Here is a 24496-nt window from a genome sequence, read left to right on the forward strand (position 1 = left end):
CCTTGACGATGGCAGGCCGCCGAGGTTAAATCACGTCATTAATTAAGCCCTGGAACAAAGGGCCCCGCCTCCGCGCGTGCGACGAAGGTGTTGCGCGCGTCCTCTCCCTCCCCGCCCCCCGAAACCCGGGAGACGTTCATGAAACCCGCCTTCGTCCCAGGTGACCGGACCAGGCCGCGACCCCCACGGCGCCTGCCGGTATCGGTCGCCGCGGTCATCGCCCTCCTCGCCGGTCTCTTCGTCGCCCTCGCGCCGTCCTCCGGCGCGGCGACCTGCGGCACCGCCAATGCCGCCCAGGGCCGGCCCGCCACCGCGTCCTCCACCGAGAACGCCGGCACCCCCGCGTCGAGCGCGGTCGACGGCGACGCCGGCACCCGCTGGTCCAGTGCCTTCAGCGACCCGCAGTGGCTCCAGGTCGACCTCGGCTCCTCGCAGTCCATCTGCCAGGTGGTGCTGCAGTGGGAGGCCGCCGCCGGCAAGGCGTACCAGCTCCAGACCTCCTCCGATGGCAGCACCTGGACCACCGTCTACTCCACCACGACCGGTCAGGGCGGCACCGAGACGCTGAACGTCAGCGGCACCGGCCGCTACGTTCGCATGTACGGCACCGCACGCACCACCGGATACGGCTACTCGCTCTGGGAGTTCGCCGTCCACACCACGAGCGGGGGCGGCGGCACCCTCCCCGGTGGCGGCGACCTCGGGCCCAACGTGTACGTCTTCGACCCATCGATGTCGTCGGCCACCATCCAGAGCCGGCTGGACAGCGTGTTCGGCCAGCAGGAGAGCAACCAGTTCGGCGGCCAGCGGTACGCGCTGCTGTTCAAGCCGGGCAGCTACAACGTCAACGCCGACATCGGCTTCTACACCTCCATCGCCGGGCTCGGCGCGAATCCCGACGACGTCACCATCAACGGCGCGGTCAACGTCGACGCCGGCTGGTTCAACGGGAACGCCACCCAGAACTTCTGGCGGTCCGCGGAGAACCTGGCGGTGCAGCCCTCCGGCGGGTCCGACCGCTGGGCGGTCGCCCAGGCCGCGCCGTTCCGCCGCATGCACATCAAGGGCGACCTGAACCTCGCGCCCTCCGGCTACGGCTGGGCCAGCGGCGGCTACATCGCCGACTCCAAGGTCGACGGCCAGGTACAGCCGTACTCCCAGCAGCAGTGGTTCACCCGTAACAGCCAGATCGGCGGCTGGCTGAACGGCGTGTGGAACATGGTGTTCACCGGCGTCGCGGGCGCACCGGCGCAGAGCTTCGCGAACCCGCCGTACACGACCGTGGCGAACGCGCCGCTGACGCGGGAGAAACCGTTCCTGTACGTCGACTCCGCCGGCGCGTACCGGGTGTTCGTGCCGTCGCTGCGGCAGAACACCCAGGGCACGACCTGGAGCGGCGGGAACACGCCCGGCTCGTCGATCCCGCTCAGCCAGTTCTACGTCGCCAAGCCGTCCGACAGCGCGGCGACCCTGAACCAGGCACTGGCCCAGGGCCTCAACCTGCTGTTCACCCCGGGCGTCTACAGGATCGACCAGACGCTCAACGTGACCCGCGCCGACACGGTCGTCCTCGGCCTCGGCTACGCCACGCTGGTGCCGCTGAACGGCGTCACGCCGATGTCCGTCGCCGACGTCAACGGCGTGAAGATCGCGGGGCTGCTGTTCGACGCCGGGGCCACCAACTCGCCCAACCTGCTCCAGGTCGGGCCGAGCGGGTCCACGGCCGACCACTCCGCCGACCCGACCTCGATCCAGGACGTCTTCTTCCGCATCGGCGGCGCGGGCGTCGGAAAGGCCACCAACAGCCTGGTCGTCAACAGCAACAACGCGATCATCGACCACATCTGGGCCTGGCGTGCCGACCACGGCACCGGCGTCGGCTGGACGAGCAACACCGCCGACACCGGCCTCATCGTGAACGGCAACGACGTCACGGCGTACGGCCTGTTCGTCGAGCACTACCAGAAGTACGAGGTCGTCTGGAACGGCGAGCGCGGCCGAACGTACTTCTTCCAGAACGAGATGCCGTACGACCCGCCGAACCAGGCCGCCTGGATGAACGGCTCCACCAACGGCTACGCCTCCTACAAGGTGGGGGCGAACGTCACGACGCACGAAGGGTGGGGCCTCGGCAGCTACTGCTACTTCAACGTCGATCCCTCGATCCACGCGGCGCACGCCTTCGAGGTGCCGAACGCCTCCGGCGTGAAGTTCCACGACCTGCTGACGGTGTCCCTCGGCGGCAACGGCACGATCGACCACGTCATCAACAACACCGGCGGCGCCGCCCAGGGCACCGAGACCACCCCGGTCAACGTGGTCAGCTACCCCTGACCTCCTGACCCCTGCACCCCGGGCCCGCGCGGCACCCCGCCGCGCGGGCCCGTCCCACGACGTGTTCAGCGGTCGGCGTGAACGGCGGTGATCTCCACGTGCTCGATGCCCTCGTCCAGGAAGGCGGCGAGGTCGTGGGCCTCTTCGCGGACGGCCTCCCGCTCTGGGACGGAGAGAGACCGCAGCGGCGTCACGCGGAGCCGCCGGTCGCGCGCGGTCCAGGTGGCGGCGACGCGTCCGTCGACGAGCACGGTCCGGTGGCCTGCGACGGACAGGCCGCGGTGGGCGTCGTCGATGATGCGGCTGCGATCGTGGTGCGCTGAGGACGGTCATGGGCGCTCAGGCCGCGGACCGCTCGCCGACGGGACGGCGGCGCAGGGCGGGGCGGGTGAGCGCGGGCGGCGTGTAGGAGACGTCCAGGGGGCCGAGGTCGGTGCCGGGCGGGACGATCGCGTCGATCCGGTCGAGGACGTCGTCGTCAAGGGTGACGGTCGCGCCCGCGATCAGGTCGTCCAGGTGCGCCATGGTGCGCGGGCCGATGATCGCGGACGTGACGTCCGGGTGGCCGGTGGCGAAGGCCATGGCCAGGTGGGTGAGTGAGACGCCGGCCGCGTCGGCGACGGGCAGGAGCCGTTCGACGGCGTCGAGCTTGTTCTCGTCGGTGAGGTGCTGGGGGACCCACCGCATGCGGGCGTCGTTCGGCGCGGTGCCCTTGCGGTAGCGGCCGGTCAGCAGGCCCATGGCCAGCGGGCTCCACACGAGGACGCCCATGCCGTAGCGGCGGCAGACCGGCAGGATCTCCCGCTCGATGCCGCGGTTGAGGATCGAGTAGGTCGGCTGCTCGGTGCGCAGCCGGTGCAGCCCGCGCTGCTGCGACACCCACTGGGCCTCGACGATCTCCGACGCCGGCAGGTTGGAGGAGCCGATCGCGCGGACCTTCCCGGCGCGCACCAGGTCGGTGAGCGCGGAGAGGGTCTCCTCGATGTCCGTGTGCGGGTCCGGGTGGTGGATCTGGTACAGGTCGATGTGGTCGGTCCGCAACCGGCGCAGTGACCCCTCGACCGCGGCCATGATCCAGCGGCGTGAGCTGCCGCTGCGGTTGGGGCCCTCGCCCATCGGGCCGTTGAACTTGGTGGCCAGCACCACCTCGTCGCGGCGTCCCTTCAGGGCCTTGCCGACGATCTCCTCGGTCTCGCTGTAGCCGTACACGTCGGCGGTGTCGAGGAAGTTGATGCCCGCGTCCAGCGCCCGGTGGATCATGCGCACGCAGTCGTCGTGGTCGGGATTGCCCGTCCCGAACATCATGGTGCCCAGGCAGTAGGCGCTGACCTCGATGCCGGTACGTCCCAGCTGTCGCATTCGCACGGTGACCCGTTCCCTTCCGGTTCGTGACGCCCGGGCCGCCGCGGGGACGCGGCGGCCCGGGGGAGTTCTTCCGCGCCTGGCCGGGTCGGCTCAGCCGTTGTACGGGGCGGCGACGTCGAGGACCCAGGTCACGCCGAAGCGGTCGGTGAGCATGCCGTACAGCGGCGCCCACGGCGCGGGCTCCAGCGGGCGCGCCACCGTCGAACCCTCGGCCAGCTTCTGCCACAGGGCGCTGATCTCGTCGGCGTCATCGCCGCGTACGGAGACGAAGAACGGGTCGTCACCCTGGCTCCAGGGCAGCGGGGAGGGCACGTCGTAGGCCATGACGTGGAAACCGTTGTCGCCGGCGACCTCGCCCCACATCACCCAGTCCGCCTCGTTCTCGTTCGGCACATTGCCGGCGTCCTTGTACGTGACGACGACGGTGCGCCCGCCGAACACGGACCGGTAGAAGTCGAGCGCCTCCCGCGCGGTGCCCCGGAAGTTCAGGTGAGTGGTGGTGGTGATGGACATGTTCCTGCTCCTTGCGTTCGGTTCGACGGAGGTCGCCCCCGCCACGACAGCACCCTGTGAGCGCGGCGACCCATCGCCACCAGGGGCGATGCCCCTCGGCGGCTGTGGTGTCCACCCTCGCAGGGGTAGCGGACAGTTTGTGTCCTGTACTTCGCGCACAATGAGGACCATGCAGAAGACCTCGTCGCGGTTGCTCGCGTTGCTCTCCCTGCTTCAGACGCACCGTGACTGGTCCGGCGACGACCTCGCCGAGCGGCTCGACGTCACCCCGCGCACGGTGCGCCGGGACATGGACCGGCTACGGGAGCTCGGGTACCCGATCACGTCCTTCAAGGGGCCCTCCGGCGGCTACCGCCTGGGGGCCGGCTCGCGGCTCCCGCCACTGCTGTTCGACGACGGCCAGGCCGTCGCCCTGGCCATCGCGCTCCAGACCGCGGCCACCGACCCCACGATCGGCGAGGACGCCACCCGCGCCCTGGCCACCATCCGCCAGGTCCTGCCGCCCCGCCTGCGTCACCGCGTCGACCTGCTCCGGATCACCGCCGTCCGGCCACGCGGGAACGATGACGCCTCATCGGGACACCCGCAACTCCTGACGGACCTGGGCAACGCCATCCACGCCCAGGTGGAGCTTCGCTTCGACTACGGCCGGGACCCCGCCGGTCCCGCCGAGCGCCCCCGCAGAGCGCAGCCCCACCACCTGGTCACCTGGCAGGGCCGGTGGTACCTCCTCGCCTGGGACCTCGATCGCGACGACTGGCGCACCTTCCGCGTCGACCGCATCCGCCTGCGCACCCCCACCGGCCCGCGCTTCAGCCCGCGCGAGCTCCCCGGAGGTGGCGTGTCCGCCTTCGTCACCGGCCGATTCCGGGGCACCGACGGCACCACCACCGACTGGCCCTGTCACGGCGAGGTCGTGCTCGGCCTCCCCGCCACCGCCGTGGCCCCCTTCGCCCGGGACGGGATCGTCGAGGAACTCGGCCCGGGCCGCTGCCGGCTCACCCTCGGCTCCTGGTCATGGACCGGTCTGGCCGCCGCGATCGGCCGCTTCGACGCCGACATCGAGGTCATCGGGCCGCCCGGACTGGCCGCCGCGTTCGCGCGCCTCGCCGCGCGCTACGCCGACGCCGCAGGCATCACCCGCCCGCCCGAGGTGCCGGACACCGACATCTCGCGCGGGGACACCCCGGGTCACCAGGAACCCCATGGGGAGCCCTGACCGCCGGGAACGCGCCGCTTGCGCCTGCGCACGCGAAGGCTTCGCCTGATGGAACGGATCACCATGACGACGAACACGACGATCCCGGCCAGTGCGATCCAGACGGAGAGACCTACCCTCCATTCGTCCCACTCGTCATCGGTGTGCGTGCCGATCCGCAGCCGCATCACGCGGCCGTGCCAGAGGTCGGCGGTGCCGGTCGTACCGGCCTCGGCCACCTTGTAGAAGCCGTGGCCGACCTCGAAGTCGCGGGCCCGCCCGTCCGCGATGCGAATGGTGATCCTGTAGTGCGTGGTCTCCGAGGCGAGCACCCCCCGCATCCTCGCCACGGCCGGGGCGGCCACCCGGAACGGCCCCATGGGAGGCGGGGGTGGGGGCGGTGGCGGCGGCTGCTGCGGGAACTGCGGCGGGTCCGGGTCGTCGGTCGTGTACGTGGACCGCTTGATGACGGTCATCGGAAGCCGCGTGACGCAGTGACCCGTGTCGGCCGGCGGCGGCGACGCGCAGAGCGGCGCCCGCGCGTACGCCTCGAAGTCCGCGATGGGCCCCGCGCCCAGCGCCACACCTACGGCGATCAGTACAGGCCCCGCGGCCAACGCCGCCCACGTTCGCCATCCCACGCGTCGAACCTAACCGGAAGGGGCGGACAGAGCAGGGTCTTACCGACCTTCAGCGCTCAGAACGTCAGCGTGGACCAATCGATGGTGATGGGGATGGGGTCGCCCACCGATGGCGGGTCGCCTACTCACCTGGTTTGTCGGTGGTGTCCTGGGTCTCCGAGCCAGGGGAGACGATCTCGACCACGAGCAGGGCGTGTTCCGCGCGGAGCCGCTCGCCGCGCTCGCGGTCCAGACAGCGGTACAGCACCACGTCGGGACGCCGGTTCAGCAGTGGGGCGTCCCGCAGTCGCAGGTCGACGTCGTTGTTGACGGTGACGCACCCGTGACCACGGTCCATCGCGGCGCGCGCGTGCGTTTCGATGAGGTTGGCCAGGCGTCGTCCAGCGGTCGGATGATCGGGGGTAGGGGGCCTCGCAGTAGACGATGTAGCCGTCCACGATCTCGATCGCCTTGGCGATGTCCTCGGGTAGGGCTTCGTACTCCTCCGCGGTCACGCGGGAGGGCTGCGGGCGGATGCCGCGGAGCCAGCTGTCGTCCGGCAGGGCGTGCATCCGGCCTCCTGTCGGTCTCGCGCGCTCAACGTGACGCGCTCAGCTTACCGAGCGATCCCACACGGCGCGGGGCGCGAGGTGCTGGGCCGTCGCGAACGGGAACACCACGGCCCTCGCCGGGGTGGGCGCCGGCGAGGGCCGTGGTCCGCGGCTGTGCCCGGCAGGGGAGGCGTCAGGTGCCGGTGCGCTCCCGGTGGGAGCGGATCAGTTCGGCGTAGCGGAGGCCGCTGTCCTTCACGGTCCGCCGCTGCGTGGCGAAGTCGACGTGGACCAGGCCGAAGCGCGGGGCGTAGCCGGCCGCCCATTCGAAGTTGTCCAGCAGCGACCAGGCGAAGTACCCGGCCACGGGGGCGCCGCGGCGGACCGCGGACGCGCACGCCGCGAGGTGCCCCTCCAGGTAGGCGGCGCGGTCGGGGTCGTGCACCCGCCCGCCCACGACGGTGTCGGTCCAGGCCGAGCCGTTCTCGGTGACGTACATCCGCGGCGGCCGGTACTCCTCGGCGACCCGGGTCAGGATGTCCGCCAGGCCGTCGGGCTCGATCACCCAGTCCAGGCCGGTGAGCGGGCGGCCGGCCGGTGTGGTCTCCCGGACGTACGGCGGGGCGCCGCCGGGGTCGTCCGCGACGACGGCCGGCCGGTAGTAGTTGACGCCCAGCCAGTCCAGCGGCGCGGCGATGGTCTCCAGGTCTCCGGGCTGTTCGGGCAGGTCGGCGCCGTACACCTCGAGCATGTCGGCCGGGAAGCCGCGGCCGAAGACCGGGTCGAGCCACCAGCGGTTGGTATGGCCGTCGAAGCGTTCCGCGGCCGCGGCGTCGGCGGCGGAGCCGCTCGCGGGCTCCACCGGGTTCAGCAGGTGCACGATGCCGACCTGGGCGCCGGGCACGGTGGCCCGCAGGGCCTGTGCCGCGAGTCCGTGGCCGAGGAGCATGTGGTACGACGCGGGAACGGCCGCCTTGACGTCGGTGAGGCCCGGCGCGTGCCGGCCTTCGAGGTGGCCGATCCAGGCGGCGCACTGCGGCTCGTTCAGGGTGGCCCAGCCCGTGACGCGGTCGCCGAGTGCTTCGGCGACGCAGGCGGCGTAGTCGGCGAAGTGCCGGGCGGTGTCGCGGTCGGTCCAGCCGCCGGCGTCCTGCAGCACCTGGGGCAGGTCCCAGTGGTAGAGCGTGGGGAACGGCGTGATGCCCGCCTCCAGCAGGGCGTCGACGAGACGGTCGTAGAAGGCCAGGCCCGGGGCGTTCACCGGACCGGTCCCGGCGGGGAACACGCGGGGCCAGGCGATCGAGAACCGGTAGGCGGTCACCCCGAGCCGCTTCATGAGGGCGATGTCCTCGGGCCAGCGGTGGTAGTGGTCGCACGCCACGTCGCCGTGGTCGCCGCCGTCGACCTTCCCCGGGGTGTGGCTGAAGGTGTCCCAGATCGACGGGGAGCGGCCGTCCTCGCCGACCGCGCCCTCGATCTGGTAAGAGGAGGTCGCCACGCCCCAGGCGAAGTCCACGGGCAGCAGGCTGAGGTGATCCACGGAGTGCCTTTCTGTGGTGGTGGCGGCGTTCACTTGACGGCTCCGGCGGTGAGGCCGGCGACGAGGTAACGCTGCAGGAGGAGGAACCCGGCGACCACCGGCACGCTGACGACCAGCGACGCGGCCATCACCTGGTTCCAGTACACGTCCGTCTCGGTCGCGTACGCGCGCAGGCCGATGGCGAGGGTGCGGGTCGTGTCGTTCGTCATGACGGACGCGAACAGCACCTCGCTCCAGGCGGTCATGAAGGCGTAGATGGCCACCGCGACGATGCCGGGGAGCGCGGCCGGGACGATGACGCGGAACAGCGCGCGCAGCGGGCCGCAGCCGTCCACGAGCGCGGCCTCGTCGAGTCCGCGGGGGATCGAGTCGAAGTAGCCGACGAGCATCCAGATGGAGAAGGGCAGGGAGAAGGTGAGGTAGGTCAGGATGAGCCCGCCGCGCGAGCCGTACAGGGCGATCCCGGTGGTGTTGCCGATGCCGACGTACAGCAGGAAGAGCGGCAGCAGGAACAGGATGCCGGGGAACATCTGGGTGGACAGCACGGTGATCGTGAAGACGCGCTTGCCGCGGAAGCGGTACCGGCTCACGGCGTACGCCGCGAAGGTCGCCACCAGCACGGACAGGCCGGTCGCCGCGGTCGCCACGATGATCGAGTTCACGAAGTAGCGGCCGAGCGGGATGGTCCGCCAGATGTCGACGTACGGGCGGGCGGTGAGGTGGTCGGGGATCCAGCGGAACGCGCCGGTGACGTCCCGCAGCGGCTTGAGCGAGCTGCTCAGCATCACGTACACCGGCAGCAGCGAGAAGACGGTCAGCAGGGTGAGGACGATCCGCCCGGTCCAGACGAAGGACGGCGGTGGTGCCGTCGGTGAGCGGTCAGGCACGGTTCTTCCTCGTTCGGTTCGTGGTCAGCAGGTATCCGGCCGTCACCAGGGACAGGAACAGCAGCATGAGCACGGACATCGCCGAGCCGGTGCCGAAGTTCCAGGTGACGAACGAGGCCGAGTAGATGTGCACGGAGATCAGGTCCCCGGCGGCCGGCGCCGACCGGCCGAACAGCACGAACGGCGTCGCGAAGTCGTTGAAGGTCCAAAGGAACAGCACCAGCACGAGCACCTGGTTGACGGACCGCAGCGACGGCAGGGTGATGCGCCGGATCTGCTGCCAGATGCCGGCGCCGTCGATCGCGGACGCCTCGTACAGCTCACGCGGGATGTTCTGCAGGCCGGCCATCACGCACAGGAACGCGAACGGCCAGTTCCGCCAGACCGAGACGACCAGCAGGGACCAGAAGCTGTTGTCGCCGATGAGCCAGAACGGCCGGTCGCCGGTGACGCCCAGCTGGTCGTGCAGGACATGGTTGACCAGCCCGTTGTCGTGCTGGAACATGAACGCCCAGACGATCACCGAGGCGTACAGCGGCAGCGCGTACGGCGTGAGGAACACCGCGCGCAGCACACCCCGCCCACGGAAGCGGTCCTGCATGAGGATCGCCGCCGTGGTGCCGAGCAGCCAGCACAGGCCCACGGCGAGCACGGTGAAGGCGCAGGTGATCAGGAACGAGTCGAGCAGTGCCCGGCCGATCGGCGCGTTGAACCGCACGGCCACCCGGTAGTTGCCCGTCCCGGACCAGGGCGCGCCCCACCAGTGGCGGATGTACACCTGGGTGAGCTCCTTGAAGCTCATCACCACGCCGAGGACCATCGGGATGACGTGGACGATGAGCTCGAAGAACAGCGCGGGCAGCAGGAGGAGGTACGGCAGGCCGGCCCGGCGGACCCGCTCGGGGATGAAATGGAACAGGCCGCTCCGGCCACGCGCGGGACGGGGCTCCCGGCCGGCCGGAGGCGCCTGACGGTGCACGGTGGTCGTCATCGGTTCCGGCACGCCTACATCTGCTGCTGGGCCTTGGCCAGCCGCTGCTGGACGGACTGGGTGGTCACGGGGCGGCCGGCCGCGGCGTCGGCGAGCAGGTCCTTGATCGCGCCGCCGACGAGCTCCTCGAACTGGGACTCCTTCGGCACCTGCGGGAGCGGCGCGGCGCTGGTGGCGATGGTGTTGCGCAGGACGGTCAGCTCCGGGTTCGAGAACGCCGGGTCCTGCGCGGCGGTCTTGACCGGCGGAATCGATCCGTACGCGCCGTTGAGCTTCTTCTGCTCGGCGTCACTGGTCATGAACTGCACGAACTTCAGCGCGCCGTCGAGGTTCTGGGAGTTCTTGAAGACGGCCATGTTGATGCCGGCGACCATCGAGTCGATGTTCTGGCCCGGGCCGGGGGTGCCGGACTGCACGGGCACCGGCGCCACGCCGTACTGGTCGGGTTTCATGCCGTGCTTCTGCAGGTTGGGGCCCGCGGCCTGCCACAGCAGCATGGCGGCCTTGCCGGTGGCGAAGTCCTGGATGGACTGGTTCTGGTCGTACTCCGCGTTGCCCGCGGCCGCGATCTTGTCGCGGGCGATGAAGTCGACGTACTGCTTGACGCCCTCGACCGCCCCCGGTGAGGTGAACGTCGGGTTGCCCGACGCGTCGAAGAAGTCGGCGCCGTGCTGTTTGGCGAAGACGAACGCGTGGTGGACGTTCTCGGAGACGTTGGCGCCCTCGACGGCCAGGCCGTACCTGCCGCCGGTGGTCAGCCTCCTGCCGTCCTGGACCAGCTCGTCCCAGGTGGCCGGCGGCTTGGAGATGCCGGCGTCGGCGAACATCTTCTTGTTGTAGTAGAGCCCGTACGCGAGGGAGTAGAGCGGAACGGCCGTCGGCGTCTTGCCGGACGCCCCGGTCGAGGCGAGGGCCGACTCCTGGAACCGGCCCTTGCCGCCGATCTTGGCGAAGGTCTGGTCGTCGAAGGGGAGGAGCGCGCCGGTCGTCTGCAGCGACGCGGACCAGGTGTTGCCGATGTTGAGGACGTCGGGTCCCTGACCGGAGGACGTGGCGCCGAGGATGCGGTTCAGCAGGTCGGACCAGGGGACGACCTCGAGCTTCACCGTGATCCCGGTCTGCTTCTCGAACGCCTGCAGTTCCGGGGTGAGCTTGGCCTTGTCGTCCTCCAGGCTGGCGCCCTGGTTGCTCGCCCAGTACGTAAGGGTCTTCGGGTGGCTGTTGCCCCCGGAGTCGCCGGTCGACGTCCCGCCCCCGCAGCCGGGGAGCACGGCGAGGAGGGTCGCGCCGATCACGGCGCCGATGGCGGTACGGGCCCGCACGCTCATAGTGCCACTTCCTCACATGAGGCTAATTTTAAGGCATGATTTAAGAATTGAGAGAAGCGTGTCAAGGGCGTGACGAGCGCGGAGATGTCACGAATGCGCATCCCCGCGACCGCCCGCTCCCAGCGGGCCCGGACGGCCGCCCGCACCGACGCGGTCAGCGCAGGGGGACCGGGCTTCTAAGGTTGACGCATGATCCAGAACGACCTCCCCGACGCCCACCTGCCGATGCTCACCGTGCCCCAGGCCGAACGACTGCGCGCTCTGGTGGCCGACCACCTCGCCGCCCGGCGGGGCGCGCGCCCGGTGGTCGAGGGAGAGGCCGTCACGCAGGACGGGCACCTATATCCGCTGACGACGCTGGCGCAGCGCTGCCGCACCGTTCCGGAGAACGAATGGCCGCGACTCGTCGCCGCGCACTTCACCCACCTGGAGGACGCGTCCCAGGGCGGTGAGGAGAGAGCGGACCTGCTCCGGCACACCCGCCTGCGGCTGCTTCCCGACGGCGCCTTCCCCGGACGTGTCGCCGACCACTTCCGCTACGCCCGGCCGGTGGCCGAGGGCCTGCTCGCCGCCCTGGCCCTGGACTCGCCCACCTCCGTGCGGATCCTGAACGACAACGACGTCGCCCGCGCCGGCCTCGACGACCTGTGGGCGGCGGGCCGGGCGAACCTCCTGGACGAGCCGGTGCGGCACGCGGAGGTGCGCGGGCGCTCGGGCGCGCCCCTGCACGCGCTCAGCGGCGACTCCCACTTCGTGGCGAGCAAGGCGCTCGTCCTGCCCGAACTGGCCCGGGCCGTCACCGGCCGGGAGCTGCCGGAGGCCGGAGCGCTCGTGGTCGTCCCCACCAGGCACCTGCTGGCGTTCCATCCGATCGTCGACGGCACCGCGGTGGACGCGGTCAACGACCTGAGCGAGTACGCCGTCCGCGCCTACGAGGACGAGACCGCCTCGATCAGCCCGCTGCTGTACTGGTGGCACCAGGGACGCCTGGTCTGCCTCACGGTCGTCGACCACGAGAGCCGCTCCATGTCCGTGCGGCCGCCGCAGGAGCTGCTGGAGACGATGAAACGGCTGCGCGCGGAGCAGACGACCTCATCGGGGAGCCCCGCGGACGGCACTGGGGAGCCGGTGCGGACCGATGAGGATCCGGCGCGCGTCATCGAGGAGTCGGCGCGGGCCGCGGGTGAGCTCATCGGGCGGCTGGAGCAGGACCCGGGCCGCCTCGGCGACGCCTTCGCGGCGGCCCTGACCCTCGCCCACGCCCGCTGCGCGGCCGATCCCGACGCCGCGATGGTGGAGACCTGGGAGGCATGGGTCACCGCCATGCAGCTCGGGTCCGCGATCTTCACGACCACCCTCGCGCGGGAGGACACCGTGCCGTGCCGGATCGGCGACCGTGTCCTGGACCTGCCCGCCACCGGCCCCGCGCCGTACGCGAACGCCCGCGCCTGGCTCGACGCCTGGTGGCTCGCCCTCATCTGCCGGGAAGGGGACCGGCTGGCGACGCTGAGCCGGGTTCCCCTGGACGACCTGCGCCGGGCCGGCACCGAGGACGACTACGTCTTCCACTGGATCGACACGCTGCAGAGCCACTGGCTGCGCCGGCCCATGGACGACGTCGTGGCGAAACTGGTGGCCACCATGGAGACGTCCCACCCGAACGTGGCGACCCGCACCCCCAGGGACTTCCTCGACCTGGTCGACTACCAGCCCGTCGCCCTCTTCCACCGGCTCATCACCGGTGACAAGGCCGCCTTCGCCGGCGCCCTGACCGAGGCCCTCGCCCTTCACGAGCGTTACTGGGACGGCCCGAGGAGCGGCGATCCGCGCGGCCGCGTGGCCCTGGGGCCCCTCGCGATGGCGTGCCTCGCCGGAGACTGGGAGTTCCCCGTCGACACCGCGTCGCCGTACCTGCCGAAGCACCTGGCCGTCCGGTCCTGGTGGGGGGAGTTCCCGACCTGAGCGCGCGTGCGGTGCGCGTGGTCGCCTACGCGCCCAGAACTCCGCCGCATACGCGCAGAAGTCCGCCGCCCGCGCGCAGAACCCCGCCGCACGCGCCATGCCCGGGTCAGCGCAGCCAGACCGCGGCGTCGGGGGGAAGTCCGCCCTGCTGAAGCGGGGCGCTGGCCAGCAGGATCTCCCGTCCCTCCGGGAGGCGTACGGCCGTGGCGCCGAGGTTCACGACGCAGGTGACCCCGTTCTCCCGGTCGAAGGCCAGGACGTCCTCGCCCATCGGCCGCCAGGTCATGCGGCCGTCACCGAGCAGTTCGCGCCGGAGCCACAGCCCGCGCCGGTAGAGGCCGAGCGTCGAGGACGGATCACCCGACTGCGCCTCGACCGTCAGGTCGCGCCAGGCCGGCGGCTGCGGCAGCCACGGGTCGCCGCCGAAGCCGAAGCCGGGCGCGTCACCGGTCCACGGGATGGGCACACGGCAGCCGTCCCGGCCGCGGTCGGTACGGCCGGAGCGGAACCAGATGGGGTCCTGCAGCACGTCCTCGGGCAGGTCCTCGACCTCCCAGAGGCCGAGTTCCTCGCCCTGGTAGACGTAGACGCTGCCGGGGAGCGCCATCGCGAGCAACGCCGCCGCCCGGGCGCGGCGCAGGCCGAGCGCCAGGTCCGTCGGCGCCCCGTGCCGCCGCTCGTTCAGGTCGAAGGACGTCTCCTCCCGGCCGAACCGCGTCACCGGCCGGGTCACGTCGTGGTTCGACAGCACCCAGGTCGGCGGCGCGCCGAGCGGCGTGTGGGTCTCCAGTGTCGTGTCGATCACCCGGCGCAGCGCCGCGGCGTCCCAGGGGCAGCCCAGGAAGTCGAAGTTGAACGCCGTGTGCAGCTCATCGGGGGCCAGGTAGGCCGCGAAGCGCTCCTGGTCGGGCAGCCACAGCTCGCCGATCAGCGCCCGGTCGCCGTACTCGTCGGAGGTCCGCCGCCAGGCGCGGTAGATGTCGTGCACGCCGTCCCGGTCGGTGTACGGGTCGCGGCCGTCGGGCTCCGCGTCCGGGTCCTTGACCAGCACGGCGGCGGAGTCGATGCGGATGCCGTCCACGCCCCGGCCGAACCAGAAGCGCAGGACGTCGAGGAACTCCTCGCGCACCTCGGGGTCGGTCCAGTTGAAGTCGGGCTGCTCCGGGGCGAACAGGTGGAGGTACCACTCGCCGTCCGGCACCCGGGTCCACGCCGGGCCGCCGAAGATGGACCTCCAGTCGTTCGGCGGCGCGTCGCCGCGTCCCGGCCGGAACCAGAACCGCTTCCGCGCCGCGGAACCCGGCGCGGACCGCAGCGCCTCCTGGAACCAGGCGTGGCGGTCGGAGCAGTGGTTCGGGACGATGTCGATGATGACCCTGATCCCGAGGCCGTGCGCCTCCTCGATGAGCTTCTCCGCCTCGGCGAGCGTGCCGAAGACCGGGTCGATGTCCCGGTAGTCGGCGACGTCGTAACCGCCGTCGACCATCGGCGAGGGATACCAGGGGTTCAGCCAGAGGGCGTCGACGCCCAGGCCGGCGAGGTGGCCGAGGCGTGCCCGCAGCCCCGCCAGGTCGCCGACGCCGTCCCCGTCGCCGTCCGCGAAACTGCGCAGGTAGACCTGGTAGATCGCGGCTCCCCGCCACCATCCCGCGGAGTCCGGGGCGGTGCCGGAAGGAACGTGTTCGGCCGTGCCGGTCATCGATCTCCCTCGATGTCGTTCGTGGTCGGCGGCGTACGGAGTGGCGGGGGGTACGGGACGGCGCGGCTCTCCGCGGCGGGCCGTCCGGGGACCCGGTCCGCGCGGCTCATCCCTTCAGCCCGCCGGCGGTCAGGCCGGCCATGATGTGGCGCTGGAACACCAGGAAGACCGCCACGGCCGGGATGCCGGCGATCACGAGGGCGGCGATGAGGATGTTCTGCGGCGTCTGCTCCGACAGCGAGGAGATCGCCACGCTCACCGTCATCTTGTTGCCGTCGGGCAGCACCAGCAGCGGCCACACGAAGTCCTTCCAGACGCCCACCACCGCGAAGATGGACACGACGGCGATGATCGGCCGCGAGATCGGCAGGACGATCGACCAGAGGATCCGCCAGGACGACGCCCCGTCGATGGCCGCCGCCTCCAGCAGCTCCCCGGGGATGGAGTCGAAGAACCGCTTGAGCAGGAAGACGCTGAACGCGTTGGCCGCGGCCGGGAGCCAGATCGCGAACGGCGTGTTCAGCAGGTTGACGTGCAGGATCGGCACGTCCCGCACGGTCAGGTAGAGCGGGACGAGCAGGACGGTCGACGGGATCATCAGGGTGGCCAGCATCATGCCGAGCACCGCTCTGCCGAGCAGCGGCCGCAGCTTGGACAGGGCGTACGCCGCCGGGACGCAGACCGCCAGCTGCAGGAGCCAGGCGCCCGCGGCGTACTCCAGCGTGTTGAGGAGGAACCTGCCCAGGTAGAGCCGCCGCCACGCGTCGCCGTAGACCCCCGGGTGGGGGTGCCGTGGGAAGAGCGTCGGCGGGGTCCGCGCCAGCTCACCGGAGGACTTCATCGCGCCCGTCGCCATCCAGTACAGCGGGAACACGAAGATCGCGGTGAACAGCGCGATCACGGTGACGAGAACGGTCCAGTAGATCACCCGGCCGCGCGGGGTGTTCAGCGCGCGGTCCGAGATCAACGTCCGGGTCATCTCCGGTCTCCTCGTGTCATCGGCCGCCGTCCCGGGTGACGCGCAGATACGCCGCGGAGAACACCATCAGGACGACCATCAGCATCAGCCCGAGGGCGCTGCCCCCGCCGTAGCTGTTGAAGCGGAAGGCGTACAGGTACATCAGGTAGACGACGCTGACCGTGGCGTCCTGCGGCCCGCCGCCGGTGAGCAGGTACGGCTCGACGAACACCTGCATGGTGGCGATCACCTGGAGCAGGAGCATCACCAGCAGGATCAGCCGCGTCTGCGGGATCGTGACGTGCCGGATCCGGCGGAGCAGCCCGGCCCCGTCCAGCTCCGCCGCCTCGTACAGCTCGCTCCGCACGCTCTGCAGGGCGGCGAGGTAGATGAGCGTGCCGCTGCCCATGTTCATCCACGTGGAGACGATGACGAGGGACAGCAGCGCGGTGCTCGTGGAGTCCAGCCAGTTCAGGCCGGGGAGGTGGGCCAGGTGCAGCAGCTGGTTGAACAGGCCCGGGCCGGGATCGTAGAACCACTTGAACAGCAGCACCGCGACCGCGGGCGGCAGCATGACGGGCAGGTACACGACGAACCTGAGGTAGGCGCGGGCGTGGCGCAGCTCGTTCAGCACGATCGCCGTCACGAACGGCAGGACGTAGCCGCAGAGCAGCGCCAGGCCGGTGAACTCCAGGGTGTTCAGCCACGCCTTGCCGAACGCCGGGTCGCCGGCCACCCGGTGGAAGTTGTCCAGGCCCACCCACTCGGATCGCCCGACGAAGTTCGTCCGCTGGAACCCGAGCAGCGCCTCTCGCACGATCGGGTACCAGGAGAACACCGCGAAGCAGATCAGCGCTCCGCACAGGAACCCGTACGCGGACAGGCCGCGCCGGAGGGCGTGCCGGGACCCGGCCCGGCGCGGCCCGGCCGGGTGAGACGTCGAACGCCGCGAAGTGGCCTTCTTCAGGATGGTCGTGGTCACCGCTGTCTCCTCGCGTCGTCACCCGGCGGTGGCCTGCTCAGTTGGATCGGGCGAGGATGCCGTCGACCTTCTTCTGGGCCGTCGCTAGGAGCCGGTCGAGGTCGACGGCGCGGTCGGTGAGGACTCCCGACATCACCGAGTCGAGGACGGCGTAGATCTGCTGGGCGTTCGCCGGCTCGAGCCTGCCGGGGATGCGGCCCACGGCGTCCTCGTACGGCCGGTAGTCGGCGACCGGGACGTTGGCGGCGGCGGTGCGCAGCGAGTGGTCGGTGGCCGCGGTCTGCCCGGTGTAGAAGTTCGGCTGGGGGAGGCCGACGGCGCGCCCGTACTTCGCGGCCCGCCGGTAGTTCAGCTGGCCCTGGCCCGGCGTGAGCACGTAGTACTCCAGCCAGAGCAGCCCGGCTCTGATCTTGGCCGGGGATGCCTTCACGTTGAACAGGTAACCGTCGCCGCCGATCAGGGTGCCCTTCGCCTCGGGGATCGGCGCCAGGCCGTAGTCCTTGTACTCGCCCTGGAACTGGTCGACCAGCGCGGTGACGTTGTCCGGGGCCGACAGGTACATGCCGAGCCGGCCGGCCGCCATCAGCTGCTGCACGTCGGCGAGCTGCAGCAGCTGCTTGGAGCCCATGCTGTCGTCCGTCCAACGCATCTGCTGCAGGTTCTGCAGCACGGCCCGGCCCTGCGGGCTGTTGAAGGCGGCCTTCCTCCCGTCGGGCGTGACGACGTCGCCGCCCTGGGCGTAGAGCTCGGTGGTGAAGTGCCAGCCGCCCTGGTTGCCCGCGCTGTAGTCCGCGTAGCCGACGATGCCCTTGCCCAGGCCGGCGATCTTCTTCGCGTCCGCGCGCAGCTCCGCCCAGGTCGCGGGCGGCTTGTCGGGGTCGAGGCCCGCCCGCTTGAACAGGTCACGGTTGTAGAGCAGGCCCATCGAGTAGTTCTGCCGGGGCAGGCCGTAGATCTTGCCGTCGGGGCCGGTGAACACCTTCTTGACGGAAGGCTGGATGTCGGAGAACTGCTTGACGCCGCCGACGTACTCGCTGATGTCGGCGGCCTGCCCGGACCTGATGACGCTCTGGACGTCGGTGAAGTAGGCGTAGAAGACGTCCTCCATCTGGCCGCCCGCGAGCTTGGCCGTGAAGGTCTTCGGGTCGGCGCAGGGGAAGGCGTCCTTGCCGACCACGGTGATGTCCGGGTGCAGCCGCTCGAACGCGGCGACGTCCTCCGTCCACTCGCGGCGCTCGATCGGCTGGCTCTTCGCGGGCATGCAGCCGACCGTGATGGTCACCTTGCCGCCTGAGGCGTCCTTGGAGCCGTCACCGCCCCCGCACGCCGTACCGGTCAGGGTGAGCCCTGCCGCGAGCAGGACCGCTAGCCTTCGGGGTCTCATCGTCGACTCCCTCCTGGACTGGCCTCGGACGAGGCCGTGGGCCGAGGACCGGGAACGCAGGATCCGGTGCGAGAACGATATAGAGACCTACAGGGCGCTGCAATAGATGAACTAAAGATCGAAAAAAGTCGACAGCCGCTCCTCCGATGGCGACGCCCCGGTACTCCCGGGGCGGCGAAGGCTCACTCTCCGCCGGTCAGCGGACCGGGCCGGTCGACCCGCGGACGACGAGCTCCGGCTCGAACAGCAACTCGTCGTCGGCCGCCTGCGATCCGTCGATCTGGGCGCCGAGCAGGGTGACCACCGCCCGCCCCATCGCGTCGATGGGCTGCCGGACCGTGGTCAGCGGCGGGTCGGCGCAGCTCATGAACGCCGAGTCGTCGAAACCGACCACCGACACGTCCTCGGGCACGCGCTTGCCCTGCCGGCGGACCGCCTTGACCGCGCCGAGCGCCAGCGGGTCGCTGCCGCAGATCACGGCCGTGACCCCCCGGCGCAGCAGGCGGGACGTCGCCGCCTGCCCGCCCTCCAGCGAGAACAGCGTGCGCTCGACGAACTCGCCTCCGGAGGGCAGGCCGGCCTGGCCGGTGAGCCGCTCGAAGGTCGCGACCTTCCGGCGCGACGGCATGTGGTCCGCCGGGCCCACGACGAGACCGATCCGCTCATGGCCGAGCGACCGCAGGTGCCCGTACGCCTGCTCGATCGCGACGGCGTCGTCGGTCGCCACCGCGGGGAACCCGAGGTCGGCGACGGCCGCGTTGACCAGGACGACGGGCATGCCGCGCTTACGGAGCAGGCGGTAGTGCTCGTGGGAGGCGTCCGCCTCGGCGAACATCCCGCCCGCGAAGATCACCCCGGAGGCCTGCTGGTCGAGCAGGAGGTTGACGTACTCCGGCTCGGACAGGCCGCCCGCCGTACGGGTGCACAGGACGGGCGTGAAACCGAGTTGCACCAGGGCGCCGCTGACCACTTCGGCCAGCGCGGGGAAGATCGGGTTCTGCAACTCCGGCAGCACCAGGCCCACCAGCCGCGCCCGGTCGCCCCGCAACTGGGTCGGCCGCTCGTATCCGAGGACGTCCAGCGCGGTCAGCACGTTGTCGCGCGTGGCGGCCGAGACGCCGGGTTTGCCATTGAGCACCCGGCTGACGGTGGCCTCGCTCACGCCGGCCTTCCGGGCCACATCAGCAAGTCGTCGTGACATGCCGCAAGAATAGCGCAGAGATCGCAAGCCGTTTGCAGGTGTTGCAGCAAGCAGTGGGGCCGGGAATCCGGACGCGTGCCGTGAGGTTGTACCGAGGGTGACCGAGTCGTTCTCCGGCGCGCACTCACCCGCGCGGGCACTCCACGCCGAGCGTACGAGCACCCTCGAGCAGATCGCGGCGCTGACCCGCGACTGGGAGGGCATCGTCGAGTCCACCGGCCAGATCGGCGTCGACGACGAGCACGATCCCGAAGGTGCGACCATCGCCTTCGAACGATCCCAGGTCGAGTCCCTGCTCGACCAGGCGCGCCGTCACCTCGCCGACCTGGACCGCGCGGTCGAACGCCTGGGCGAGGGCACCTATGGAATCTGCGAGGGCTGCGGCCGCCCGATCGCTCCCGAGCGTCTCCTCGCGCGCCCCACCGCGCGCACCTGCATCACCTGCGCCGCCCGCTGAGCCCTGGCGCCCGGTTAGCCCTGGCGCCCGGTTGGCCCTGGTGTCTGGTCGGCCCTGGCGTCTGGCAAAGGCCCGGTGCCCCGGCGTCTGGTGAGCTCCGTGCGCTGAGCCGTGTCACCGGCCTGTGGGGCCCGATGTGGCCATGCCGCAGGTGAGCCCTGGCGGCCGGGGGAGGATCGCGATACCGTGCGCGACCCCGTCTTTGCCGGGGGATTACTCGAAAAACGCGCGGGTATCTCCGGCGGCATGTCCTCCGCGAGCGGCACTCTTCTCGGCGAGAGATACCGGGTCGCCGAATCCCTGGGGAGCGGCGGCATGGGCGCGGTGTGGCGGGCCCGCGACGAACTGCTCGGGCGGGACGTCGCCGTCAAGGAACTGGTCTTCCCGCCCAACCTCAGCGCCCGGGACAAGGAGACCATGCGCGGCCGCATGATGCGGGAGGCGCGCACCGCGGCCCGGCTCAGCCATCCGGGGGTCGTCCGGATCTTCGACGTCGTCGAGGCCGAGGAACGGCCGTGGATCGTCATGGAGTTGATCCCGTCGGCCCGTTCGCTGAGCGAGATCCTCGACGAGGAGGGCGTGCTCGCCCCGGCGGCCGCGGCCCGGATCGGGCTGGAGGTGCTGGCGGCGCTGTCGGCGGCGCACGCCGCGGGCGTCCTGCACCGGGACGTCAAGCCCGGCAACATCCTGATCTCCCCGGACCGCCGGGCGGTCCTCGGCGACTTCGGGATCGCGGTCGCGGAGGGGGAGCCGACGCTGACCCGGTCCGGCGTGCTGATCGGCTCTCCCGCCTACCTGTCGCCGGAGCAGGCGCGGGGCGGCCCGCTCACCCCCGCCTCCGACCTGTGGTCGCTCGGCGCGACGCTCTACACGGCCGTCGAGGGGGAGACGCCGTTCCACCGCGACAACGTGATGGCCACCCTCACGGCCATCATCACCGATCCGCCGAACCCTCCGCGACGGGCCGGACCGCTGTGGCCCGTCATCGAAAGCCTGCTCCGCAAGGATCCGGCCGACCGTCTCGACGCGGTCGCCCTCGCGCGGGCGCTCACCGAAGTGGCGGCCCAGGAGGAGACGGCGAGCGCCGCGCCTCGGGAGCACCCGCGGAACGGCGCCCACGCGGTGGATTCGCCGGCGGTGCCGTACAAGATGCCGGTCGGCCGTCCCGCCGCGGACGGACGATCCCGCGACGCCGCCCCCGCACGAAACACCGCCCCCGTACCGGAACGATCTGGCGACGCCGAGCCTGGACGGAACGCCGCACCCGTACGGGAACGATCCGGGGACGGCACGCTCGGGGCGGAGCCGCCGCACGAGTCCACCGGGGCACGCCCGGCGCACCGGCGCGGACGAGCCGTCGCCGTCGTCTCGATCGTCCTCCTGCTCGGGGCGGCGGGGGCTCTCACCGTTCTCCTGAACCGGTCACACCACCACGCGGGCCTCACGGGCACGAGCAGTGGCAGGGGGACGGGCCGGAGCGCCTCGGCGCCGGCGACGCCGTCGGCCCGGTCGAGCGCTCCGGCGAGTTCCGCGAAGCCCCGGGACACGGCGACCGGGTCCCCGTCTCCGGGCGGCGCCGCGCTGCCGGCCGACTTCCGCCGGTACGAGGACGACTCCGGATTCTCCATCGGCGTCCCGCGCGGCTGGAAGGTCAGCCATGACGGCGGTTACGTCTACGTCCGCGATCCCGGCTCGTCCCGGTACCTCCTCATCGACCAGACGACCCATCCGAAGAGCGATCCGCTGGCCGACTGGCGGGGGCAGGACGCCTACCGGCGCCGCAGCGAGGACGGGTACTCCCGGATCAGGCTGGAATCCGTGCCGGGCTACTTCGAGAAGGCCGCCGACCTGGAGTTCCTGCACTCCTCCGGTGGCGAGAAGACCCGCGTGCTGAACCGGAACATCCTTGTGAACGGGCATCGGGCGTACGCCCTGTACTGGTCGGTCCCCGCCTCCCGGTGGTCCCGGAGCCGCCGGTACTTCGACGTCTTCGCCGCGAGCTTCCGGCCGGCGTCCTGATGGCGTACGCCTGGGGCTTCTCGCCGGAGATGTGAACGTCCGCGAGCTCGCCCCTTCCCCCGAAGAGCATGCTCGCGGACGTTCACCATCATCGGCCCGGAGTGACTCCGAGCGTATGGAAACCGGCCCTCTTGGTGTCCCCGGTGAACCCCCCAATCCAGCGGGGACGAGGGCCGTAGTGGTCGTCTGGTATTCCTTGTACCTCCTAAAAGGTACGTGGGCCGTGCGCGGGATTCATCCATCCACCGGTGACATTCGCCGTACACCCCGGGGTGACGCGCCCGCCCCGCCCCTGACCGCTCTCCGGGCGACGTCGCCTTTCGCCGTATTGACACGTCATCGCGGCAGAGTCAGACTCCGAATCAAAAGGAAGGTTTCCTGTCAAAAGGAAATGCTGGAGATGGTCATGATGGCTCGCGTCCCACCGCGCGCCCGGCCGCGCGCCCCGCCTCCGTCTGCCTCGAGCCCGAATGCGTGCCCCCGCCACGGCCGCCGCCCGGGCGGCCGCCGACCATGAGGAGCTCGCCATGAACCGAAGACTCGTCACCACCGCCGCGGGCGTGGCCCTCGCGCCCGCGCTCGTCGTGGCGCTGGCCGGTACCGCCAGTGCCCACGGGTACATCAACTCCCCGCCCAGCCGGCAGGCGCAGTGCGCCCAGGGCATCGTCCAGTGCGGCGACATCAAGTACGAGCCGCAGAGCGTCGAAGGCCCCAAGGGCCTGCGCAGCTGCAGTGGCGGGAACGCCCGGTTCGCCGAACTCGACGACGACGCCAAGGGCTGGCGCGCGACACAGGTCGGGCGCACGGTCACCTTCACGTGGGTGTTCACCGCCCGCCACCGCACCACCGACTGGCAGTACTACATCGGCGACACGCGCGTCGGCGTCGTCAGCGGGGGCGATGCCCAGCCGCCGGCCACCGTCTCGCACACCATCAACCTCGGCAACGTGTCCGGCCGCGTGAAGCTGCTGGCGGTATGGAACATCGCCGACACCGCGAACGCGTTCTACTCCTGCGTGGACCTGCAGGTCGCCTGATGCCAAATCCCTAGCAAATCAGTTGACTTTAGGGGGTTTGATCCATCACTGTTTGTGCATGCCCTGACGCGGGGCGGCACGACCGGGTGCCACCCCGCGTCGTTCAGCCGGTACACCGGACAGGAGATGCCATGAGCGTGACGGACGAACTACTCGCCAACGCCGAGCGTTACGCCGCGACGTTCGACAAGGGCGGGCTGCCCCTGCCTCCCGCCAAGGGGGTCGCCGTCGTCGCGTGCATGGACGCGCGGCTGAACCCGTACGGGCTCCTGGGCCTGGCCGAAGGCGACGCGCACGTCATCCGCAACGCCGGCGGCGTGATCACCGCGGATGAGCGGCGCAGCCTCGCCATCAGCCAGCGGCTGCTGGGCACGCGCGAGATCATCCTCATCCACCACACCGACTGCGGCATGCTGACCTTCACCGACGACGATTTCAAGGCGGAGATCCAGGCGGAGACCGGAGTGAAGCCCGACTGGTCGGCCGAGGCGTTCGCCGACCTGGACGAAGACGTCCGGCAGTCCATCGGCCGGATCAAGGGCGACCCGTTCATCCCGCACACCGACCAGGTGCGCGGGTTCGTCTACGAGGTCGAGGCCGGCCGGTTGCGGGAGGTCAAGGACTGAGACACGACGGGCGGCCGTCCGAGGGGCGGCCCTCGCCGCGAGATCGCCGGCGGGGCCGCTCGCCGGGTCGGGGCGCGGCCCCGCCTCGGCGGGCGGCCGTTCGGACTCCCGCGGCGCCCCGTCAGGGCAGCGCACGGTCGACGATGTCCAGGGCGTCCTCCTTGATCCGCGTGGTCGACTCCTTCGAGACCAGCGGGAACGCCTGCCGCAGTTCACGCCGGCCGACCACCGCGAGCGCGCTCCCGGCGGAGATCAGCCCGCCGCCCACCGTCAGGGCGGCGGCCCACCGCGGGAGTCTCCGGGACAGCGCGGCGACCGAACCGGCCACGACCGCCCCCGCTCCGTACGCCATCAGCGCGCCGCCGCCGCCGAGTAGCACCATCCCACTCTTGGCCCGCGCCGCGTTCTCCACCATCTCCTGACGGACGACCGCCATCTCGTCGCGGACCAGGCGGACCGTCTGCGCCGTCACGTCCTCCAGCAGCTCGGACATCGATTCGTCGTCGCCCATTGACGTCTCCTTAGGGGTTTTACCCGAGCGCTACCCGGCACCGGTGCGGAGTAACGTGCCCGGGTCGTACGGACGTCTCCGGGCGGGTATGGCCCTGACCAGGAACTCCGGAAGGAGGTGCGACATGGCGTTGTTCCTGGCCATCATCCTCGTGGCGATCGCCCTCGGTGTCGCCGGATGGGTGGTGAAGGGTCTGTTCTTCCTGCTGCTCATCGGGATCGCGGTCTTCCTCGCCGACTTGGTGCTCGGCGGGATCCTGCTCGGCCGCTTCCGCCGCCGCGGCCCCCGCGCCGCGCGCTGACCACGGCCGGCGCCGGTACGGCCGGGTAGATC

The 24496-nt window shown here is 71.1% G+C and carries 21 protein-coding genes and 2 pseudogenes; 8 read left to right on the forward strand and 15 right to left on the reverse strand.

Annotated elements, in window-relative coordinates; all coding sequences use genetic code 11:
• The first annotated feature begins 138 nt into the window (after nucleotides 1-138).
• A complete protein-coding gene (locus NE235_RS00640) occupies nucleotides 139-2334 on the forward strand; it encodes a discoidin domain-containing protein (protein ID WP_252798653.1) in 2196 nt (731 codons plus the stop codon).
• A 65-nt stretch (nucleotides 2335-2399) separates the two neighbouring features.
• On the opposite strand, the pseudogene NE235_RS00645 reads toward NE235_RS00640, so the two are convergent.
• From NE235_RS00645 to NE235_RS00655, 3 genes and pseudogenes are all read right to left on the reverse strand, one after another.
• Nucleotides 2400-2642 (reverse strand): annotated as a pseudogene (locus NE235_RS00645) (DNA glycosylase AlkZ-like family protein); the annotation flags it as partial.
• A 31-nt stretch (nucleotides 2643-2673) separates the two neighbouring features.
• Entirely contained in the window at nucleotides 2674-3693 is a 1020-nt protein-coding gene (locus NE235_RS00650; RefSeq protein WP_289848033.1) for an aldo/keto reductase, read from the reverse strand.
• 96 nt (nucleotides 3694-3789) lie between these two features.
• Entirely contained in the window at nucleotides 3790-4212 is a 423-nt protein-coding gene (locus NE235_RS00655; protein ID WP_252798655.1) for a VOC family protein, read from the reverse strand.
• Nucleotides 4213-4381: 169 nt separating this feature from the next.
• On the opposite strand from NE235_RS00655, the gene NE235_RS00660 reads away from it, so the two are divergent.
• Nucleotides 4382-5431: a helix-turn-helix transcriptional regulator gene (locus tag NE235_RS00660; protein WP_252798656.1), complete on the forward strand. Its 1050-nt coding sequence runs from the start codon at nucleotides 4382-4384 to the stop codon at nucleotides 5429-5431.
• On the opposite strand, the gene NE235_RS00665 is transcribed toward NE235_RS00660, so the two are convergent.
• The 6 genes and pseudogenes from NE235_RS00665 to NE235_RS00690 all read right to left on the reverse strand — a co-directional run bounded on the left by NE235_RS00665 (nucleotide 5404) and on the right by NE235_RS00690 (nucleotide 11327).
• Nucleotides 5404-6051: a hypothetical protein gene (locus NE235_RS00665; RefSeq protein ID WP_252798657.1), complete on the reverse strand. Its 648-nt coding sequence runs from the start codon at nucleotides 6049-6051 to the stop codon at nucleotides 5404-5406. The two genes, NE235_RS00660 and NE235_RS00665, sit on opposite strands and share 28 nt — an antisense overlap.
• 121 nt (nucleotides 6052-6172) lie before the next feature.
• Nucleotides 6173-6451 (reverse strand): annotated as a pseudogene (locus NE235_RS00670) (Uma2 family endonuclease); the annotation flags it as partial.
• Nucleotides 6452-6774: 323 nt separating this feature from the next.
• Complete coding sequence (locus NE235_RS00675; RefSeq protein ID WP_252798658.1) at nucleotides 6775-8121, reverse strand: GH1 family beta-glucosidase; 1347 nt, start codon at nucleotides 8119-8121, stop codon at nucleotides 6775-6777.
• A 29-nt stretch (nucleotides 8122-8150) separates the two neighbouring features.
• On the reverse strand, nucleotides 8151-9008 hold the full coding sequence (locus tag NE235_RS00680; protein ID WP_252798659.1) for a carbohydrate ABC transporter permease: 858 nt from the start codon (nucleotides 9006-9008) through the stop codon (nucleotides 8151-8153).
• Nucleotides 9001-10011, reverse strand: coding sequence for a carbohydrate ABC transporter permease (locus NE235_RS00685; RefSeq protein ID WP_252798660.1), 1011 nt, complete (start codon nucleotides 10009-10011; stop codon nucleotides 9001-9003). The genes NE235_RS00680 and NE235_RS00685 overlap by 8 nt, the downstream gene beginning before the upstream one ends.
• A gap of 2 nt (nucleotides 10012-10013) precedes the next feature.
• A complete protein-coding gene (locus NE235_RS00690; protein WP_252798661.1) occupies nucleotides 10014-11327 on the reverse strand; it encodes an ABC transporter substrate-binding protein in 1314 nt (437 codons plus the stop codon).
• A gap of 189 nt (nucleotides 11328-11516) precedes the next feature.
• Here NE235_RS00690 and NE235_RS00695 point away from each other — a divergent pair, with 189 nt between their 5' ends.
• Nucleotides 11517-13289, forward strand: a complete 1773-nt coding sequence (locus NE235_RS00695) for an immunity 49 family protein (RefSeq protein WP_252798662.1) — start codon at nucleotides 11517-11519, stop codon at nucleotides 13287-13289.
• Between the two features lie 106 nt (nucleotides 13290-13395).
• Here the strand turns inward: NE235_RS00695 and NE235_RS00700 are convergent, their stop codons facing one another.
• From NE235_RS00700 to NE235_RS00720, 5 genes are all read right to left on the reverse strand, one after another.
• A complete protein-coding gene (locus NE235_RS00700; RefSeq protein WP_252798663.1) occupies nucleotides 13396-14988 on the reverse strand; it encodes a glycoside hydrolase family 13 protein in 1593 nt (530 codons plus the stop codon).
• Nucleotides 14989-15094: 106 nt separating this feature from the next.
• Nucleotides 15095-15967: a carbohydrate ABC transporter permease gene (locus NE235_RS00705; protein ID WP_252798664.1), complete on the reverse strand. Its 873-nt coding sequence runs from the start codon at nucleotides 15965-15967 to the stop codon at nucleotides 15095-15097.
• Nucleotides 15968-15983: 16 nt separating this feature from the next.
• The gene (locus NE235_RS00710; protein ID WP_252798665.1) at nucleotides 15984-16928 is read right to left on the reverse strand and encodes a carbohydrate ABC transporter permease; all 945 of its coding nucleotides are present in this window, start codon (nucleotides 16926-16928) and stop codon (nucleotides 15984-15986) included.
• 37 nt (nucleotides 16929-16965) lie between these two features.
• Complete coding sequence (locus tag NE235_RS00715) at nucleotides 16966-18312, reverse strand: ABC transporter substrate-binding protein (protein ID WP_252798666.1); 1347 nt, start codon at nucleotides 18310-18312, stop codon at nucleotides 16966-16968.
• A gap of 196 nt (nucleotides 18313-18508) precedes the next feature.
• Nucleotides 18509-19540 (reverse strand): LacI family DNA-binding transcriptional regulator, encoded by a 1032-nt coding sequence (locus tag NE235_RS00720; RefSeq protein ID WP_425542400.1) that lies wholly within the window; start codon nucleotides 19538-19540, stop codon nucleotides 18509-18511.
• Between the two features lie 70 nt (nucleotides 19541-19610).
• Between NE235_RS00720 and NE235_RS00725 the strand changes: the two genes are divergently transcribed.
• From NE235_RS00725 to NE235_RS00740, 4 genes are all read left to right on the forward strand, one after another.
• A complete protein-coding gene (locus NE235_RS00725) occupies nucleotides 19611-19970 on the forward strand; it encodes a TraR/DksA family transcriptional regulator (RefSeq protein WP_252798668.1) in 360 nt (119 codons plus the stop codon).
• A gap of 246 nt (nucleotides 19971-20216) precedes the next feature.
• Nucleotides 20217-21989, forward strand: a complete 1773-nt coding sequence (locus NE235_RS00730; RefSeq protein WP_252798669.1) for a serine/threonine-protein kinase — start codon at nucleotides 20217-20219, stop codon at nucleotides 21987-21989.
• Nucleotides 21990-22516: 527 nt separating this feature from the next.
• A complete protein-coding gene (locus tag NE235_RS00735) occupies nucleotides 22517-23026 on the forward strand; it encodes a lytic polysaccharide monooxygenase auxiliary activity family 9 protein (RefSeq protein WP_252798670.1) in 510 nt (169 codons plus the stop codon).
• A 131-nt stretch (nucleotides 23027-23157) separates the two neighbouring features.
• Nucleotides 23158-23652 (forward strand): beta-class carbonic anhydrase, encoded by a 495-nt coding sequence (locus tag NE235_RS00740; protein WP_252798671.1) that lies wholly within the window; start codon nucleotides 23158-23160, stop codon nucleotides 23650-23652.
• A gap of 121 nt (nucleotides 23653-23773) precedes the next feature.
• Here the strand turns inward: NE235_RS00740 and NE235_RS00745 are convergent, their stop codons facing one another.
• Nucleotides 23774-24163 (reverse strand): phage holin family protein, encoded by a 390-nt coding sequence (locus NE235_RS00745; RefSeq protein WP_252798672.1) that lies wholly within the window; start codon nucleotides 24161-24163, stop codon nucleotides 23774-23776.
• Nucleotides 24164-24287: 124 nt separating this feature from the next.
• Here NE235_RS00745 and NE235_RS00750 point away from each other — a divergent pair, with 124 nt between their 5' ends.
• Nucleotides 24288-24464, forward strand: a complete 177-nt coding sequence (locus NE235_RS00750) for a hypothetical protein (protein ID WP_252798673.1) — start codon at nucleotides 24288-24290, stop codon at nucleotides 24462-24464.
• The last annotated feature ends 32 nt before the right edge of the window (nucleotides 24465-24496 follow it).

The organism is Actinoallomurus spadix (assembly GCF_024055725.1).
Taxonomy (GTDB): Bacteria; Actinomycetota; Actinomycetes; order Streptosporangiales; family Streptosporangiaceae; genus Actinoallomurus; species Actinoallomurus spadix.

Coding starts and splice junctions, on each gene's coding strand:
- NE235_RS00705 (WP_252798664.1), bottom strand. CDS start 15,967: ATGACCCGGACGTTGATCTCGGACCGCGCGCTGAACACCCCGCGCGGC.
- NE235_RS00655 (WP_252798655.1), bottom strand. CDS start 4,212: ATGTCCATCACCACCACCACTCACCTGAACTTCCGGGGCACCGCGCGG.
- NE235_RS00695 (WP_252798662.1), top strand. CDS start 11,517: ATGATCCAGAACGACCTCCCCGACGCCCACCTGCCGATGCTCACCGTG.
- NE235_RS00690 (WP_252798661.1), bottom strand. CDS start 11,327: ATGAGCGTGCGGGCCCGTACCGCCATCGGCGCCGTGATCGGCGCGACC.
- NE235_RS00740 (WP_252798671.1), top strand. CDS start 23,158: ATGAGCGTGACGGACGAACTACTCGCCAACGCCGAGCGTTACGCCGCG.
- NE235_RS00715 (WP_252798666.1), bottom strand. CDS start 18,312: ATGAGACCCCGAAGGCTAGCGGTCCTGCTCGCGGCAGGGCTCACCCTG.
- NE235_RS00700 (WP_252798663.1), bottom strand. CDS start 14,988: ATGACCGGCACGGCCGAACACGTTCCTTCCGGCACCGCCCCGGACTCC.
- NE235_RS00640 (WP_252798653.1), top strand. CDS start 139: ATGAAACCCGCCTTCGTCCCAGGTGACCGGACCAGGCCGCGACCCCCA.
- NE235_RS00660 (WP_252798656.1), top strand. CDS start 4,382: ATGCAGAAGACCTCGTCGCGGTTGCTCGCGTTGCTCTCCCTGCTTCAG.
- NE235_RS00745 (WP_252798672.1), bottom strand. CDS start 24,163: ATGGGCGACGACGAATCGATGTCCGAGCTGCTGGAGGACGTGACGGCG.
- NE235_RS00730 (WP_252798669.1), top strand. CDS start 20,217: ATGTCCTCCGCGAGCGGCACTCTTCTCGGCGAGAGATACCGGGTCGCC.
- NE235_RS00735 (WP_252798670.1), top strand. CDS start 22,517: ATGAACCGAAGACTCGTCACCACCGCCGCGGGCGTGGCCCTCGCGCCC.
- NE235_RS00650 (WP_289848033.1), bottom strand. CDS start 3,693: ATGCGACAGCTGGGACGTACCGGCATCGAGGTCAGCGCCTACTGCCTG.
- NE235_RS00750 (WP_252798673.1), top strand. CDS start 24,288: ATGGCGTTGTTCCTGGCCATCATCCTCGTGGCGATCGCCCTCGGTGTC.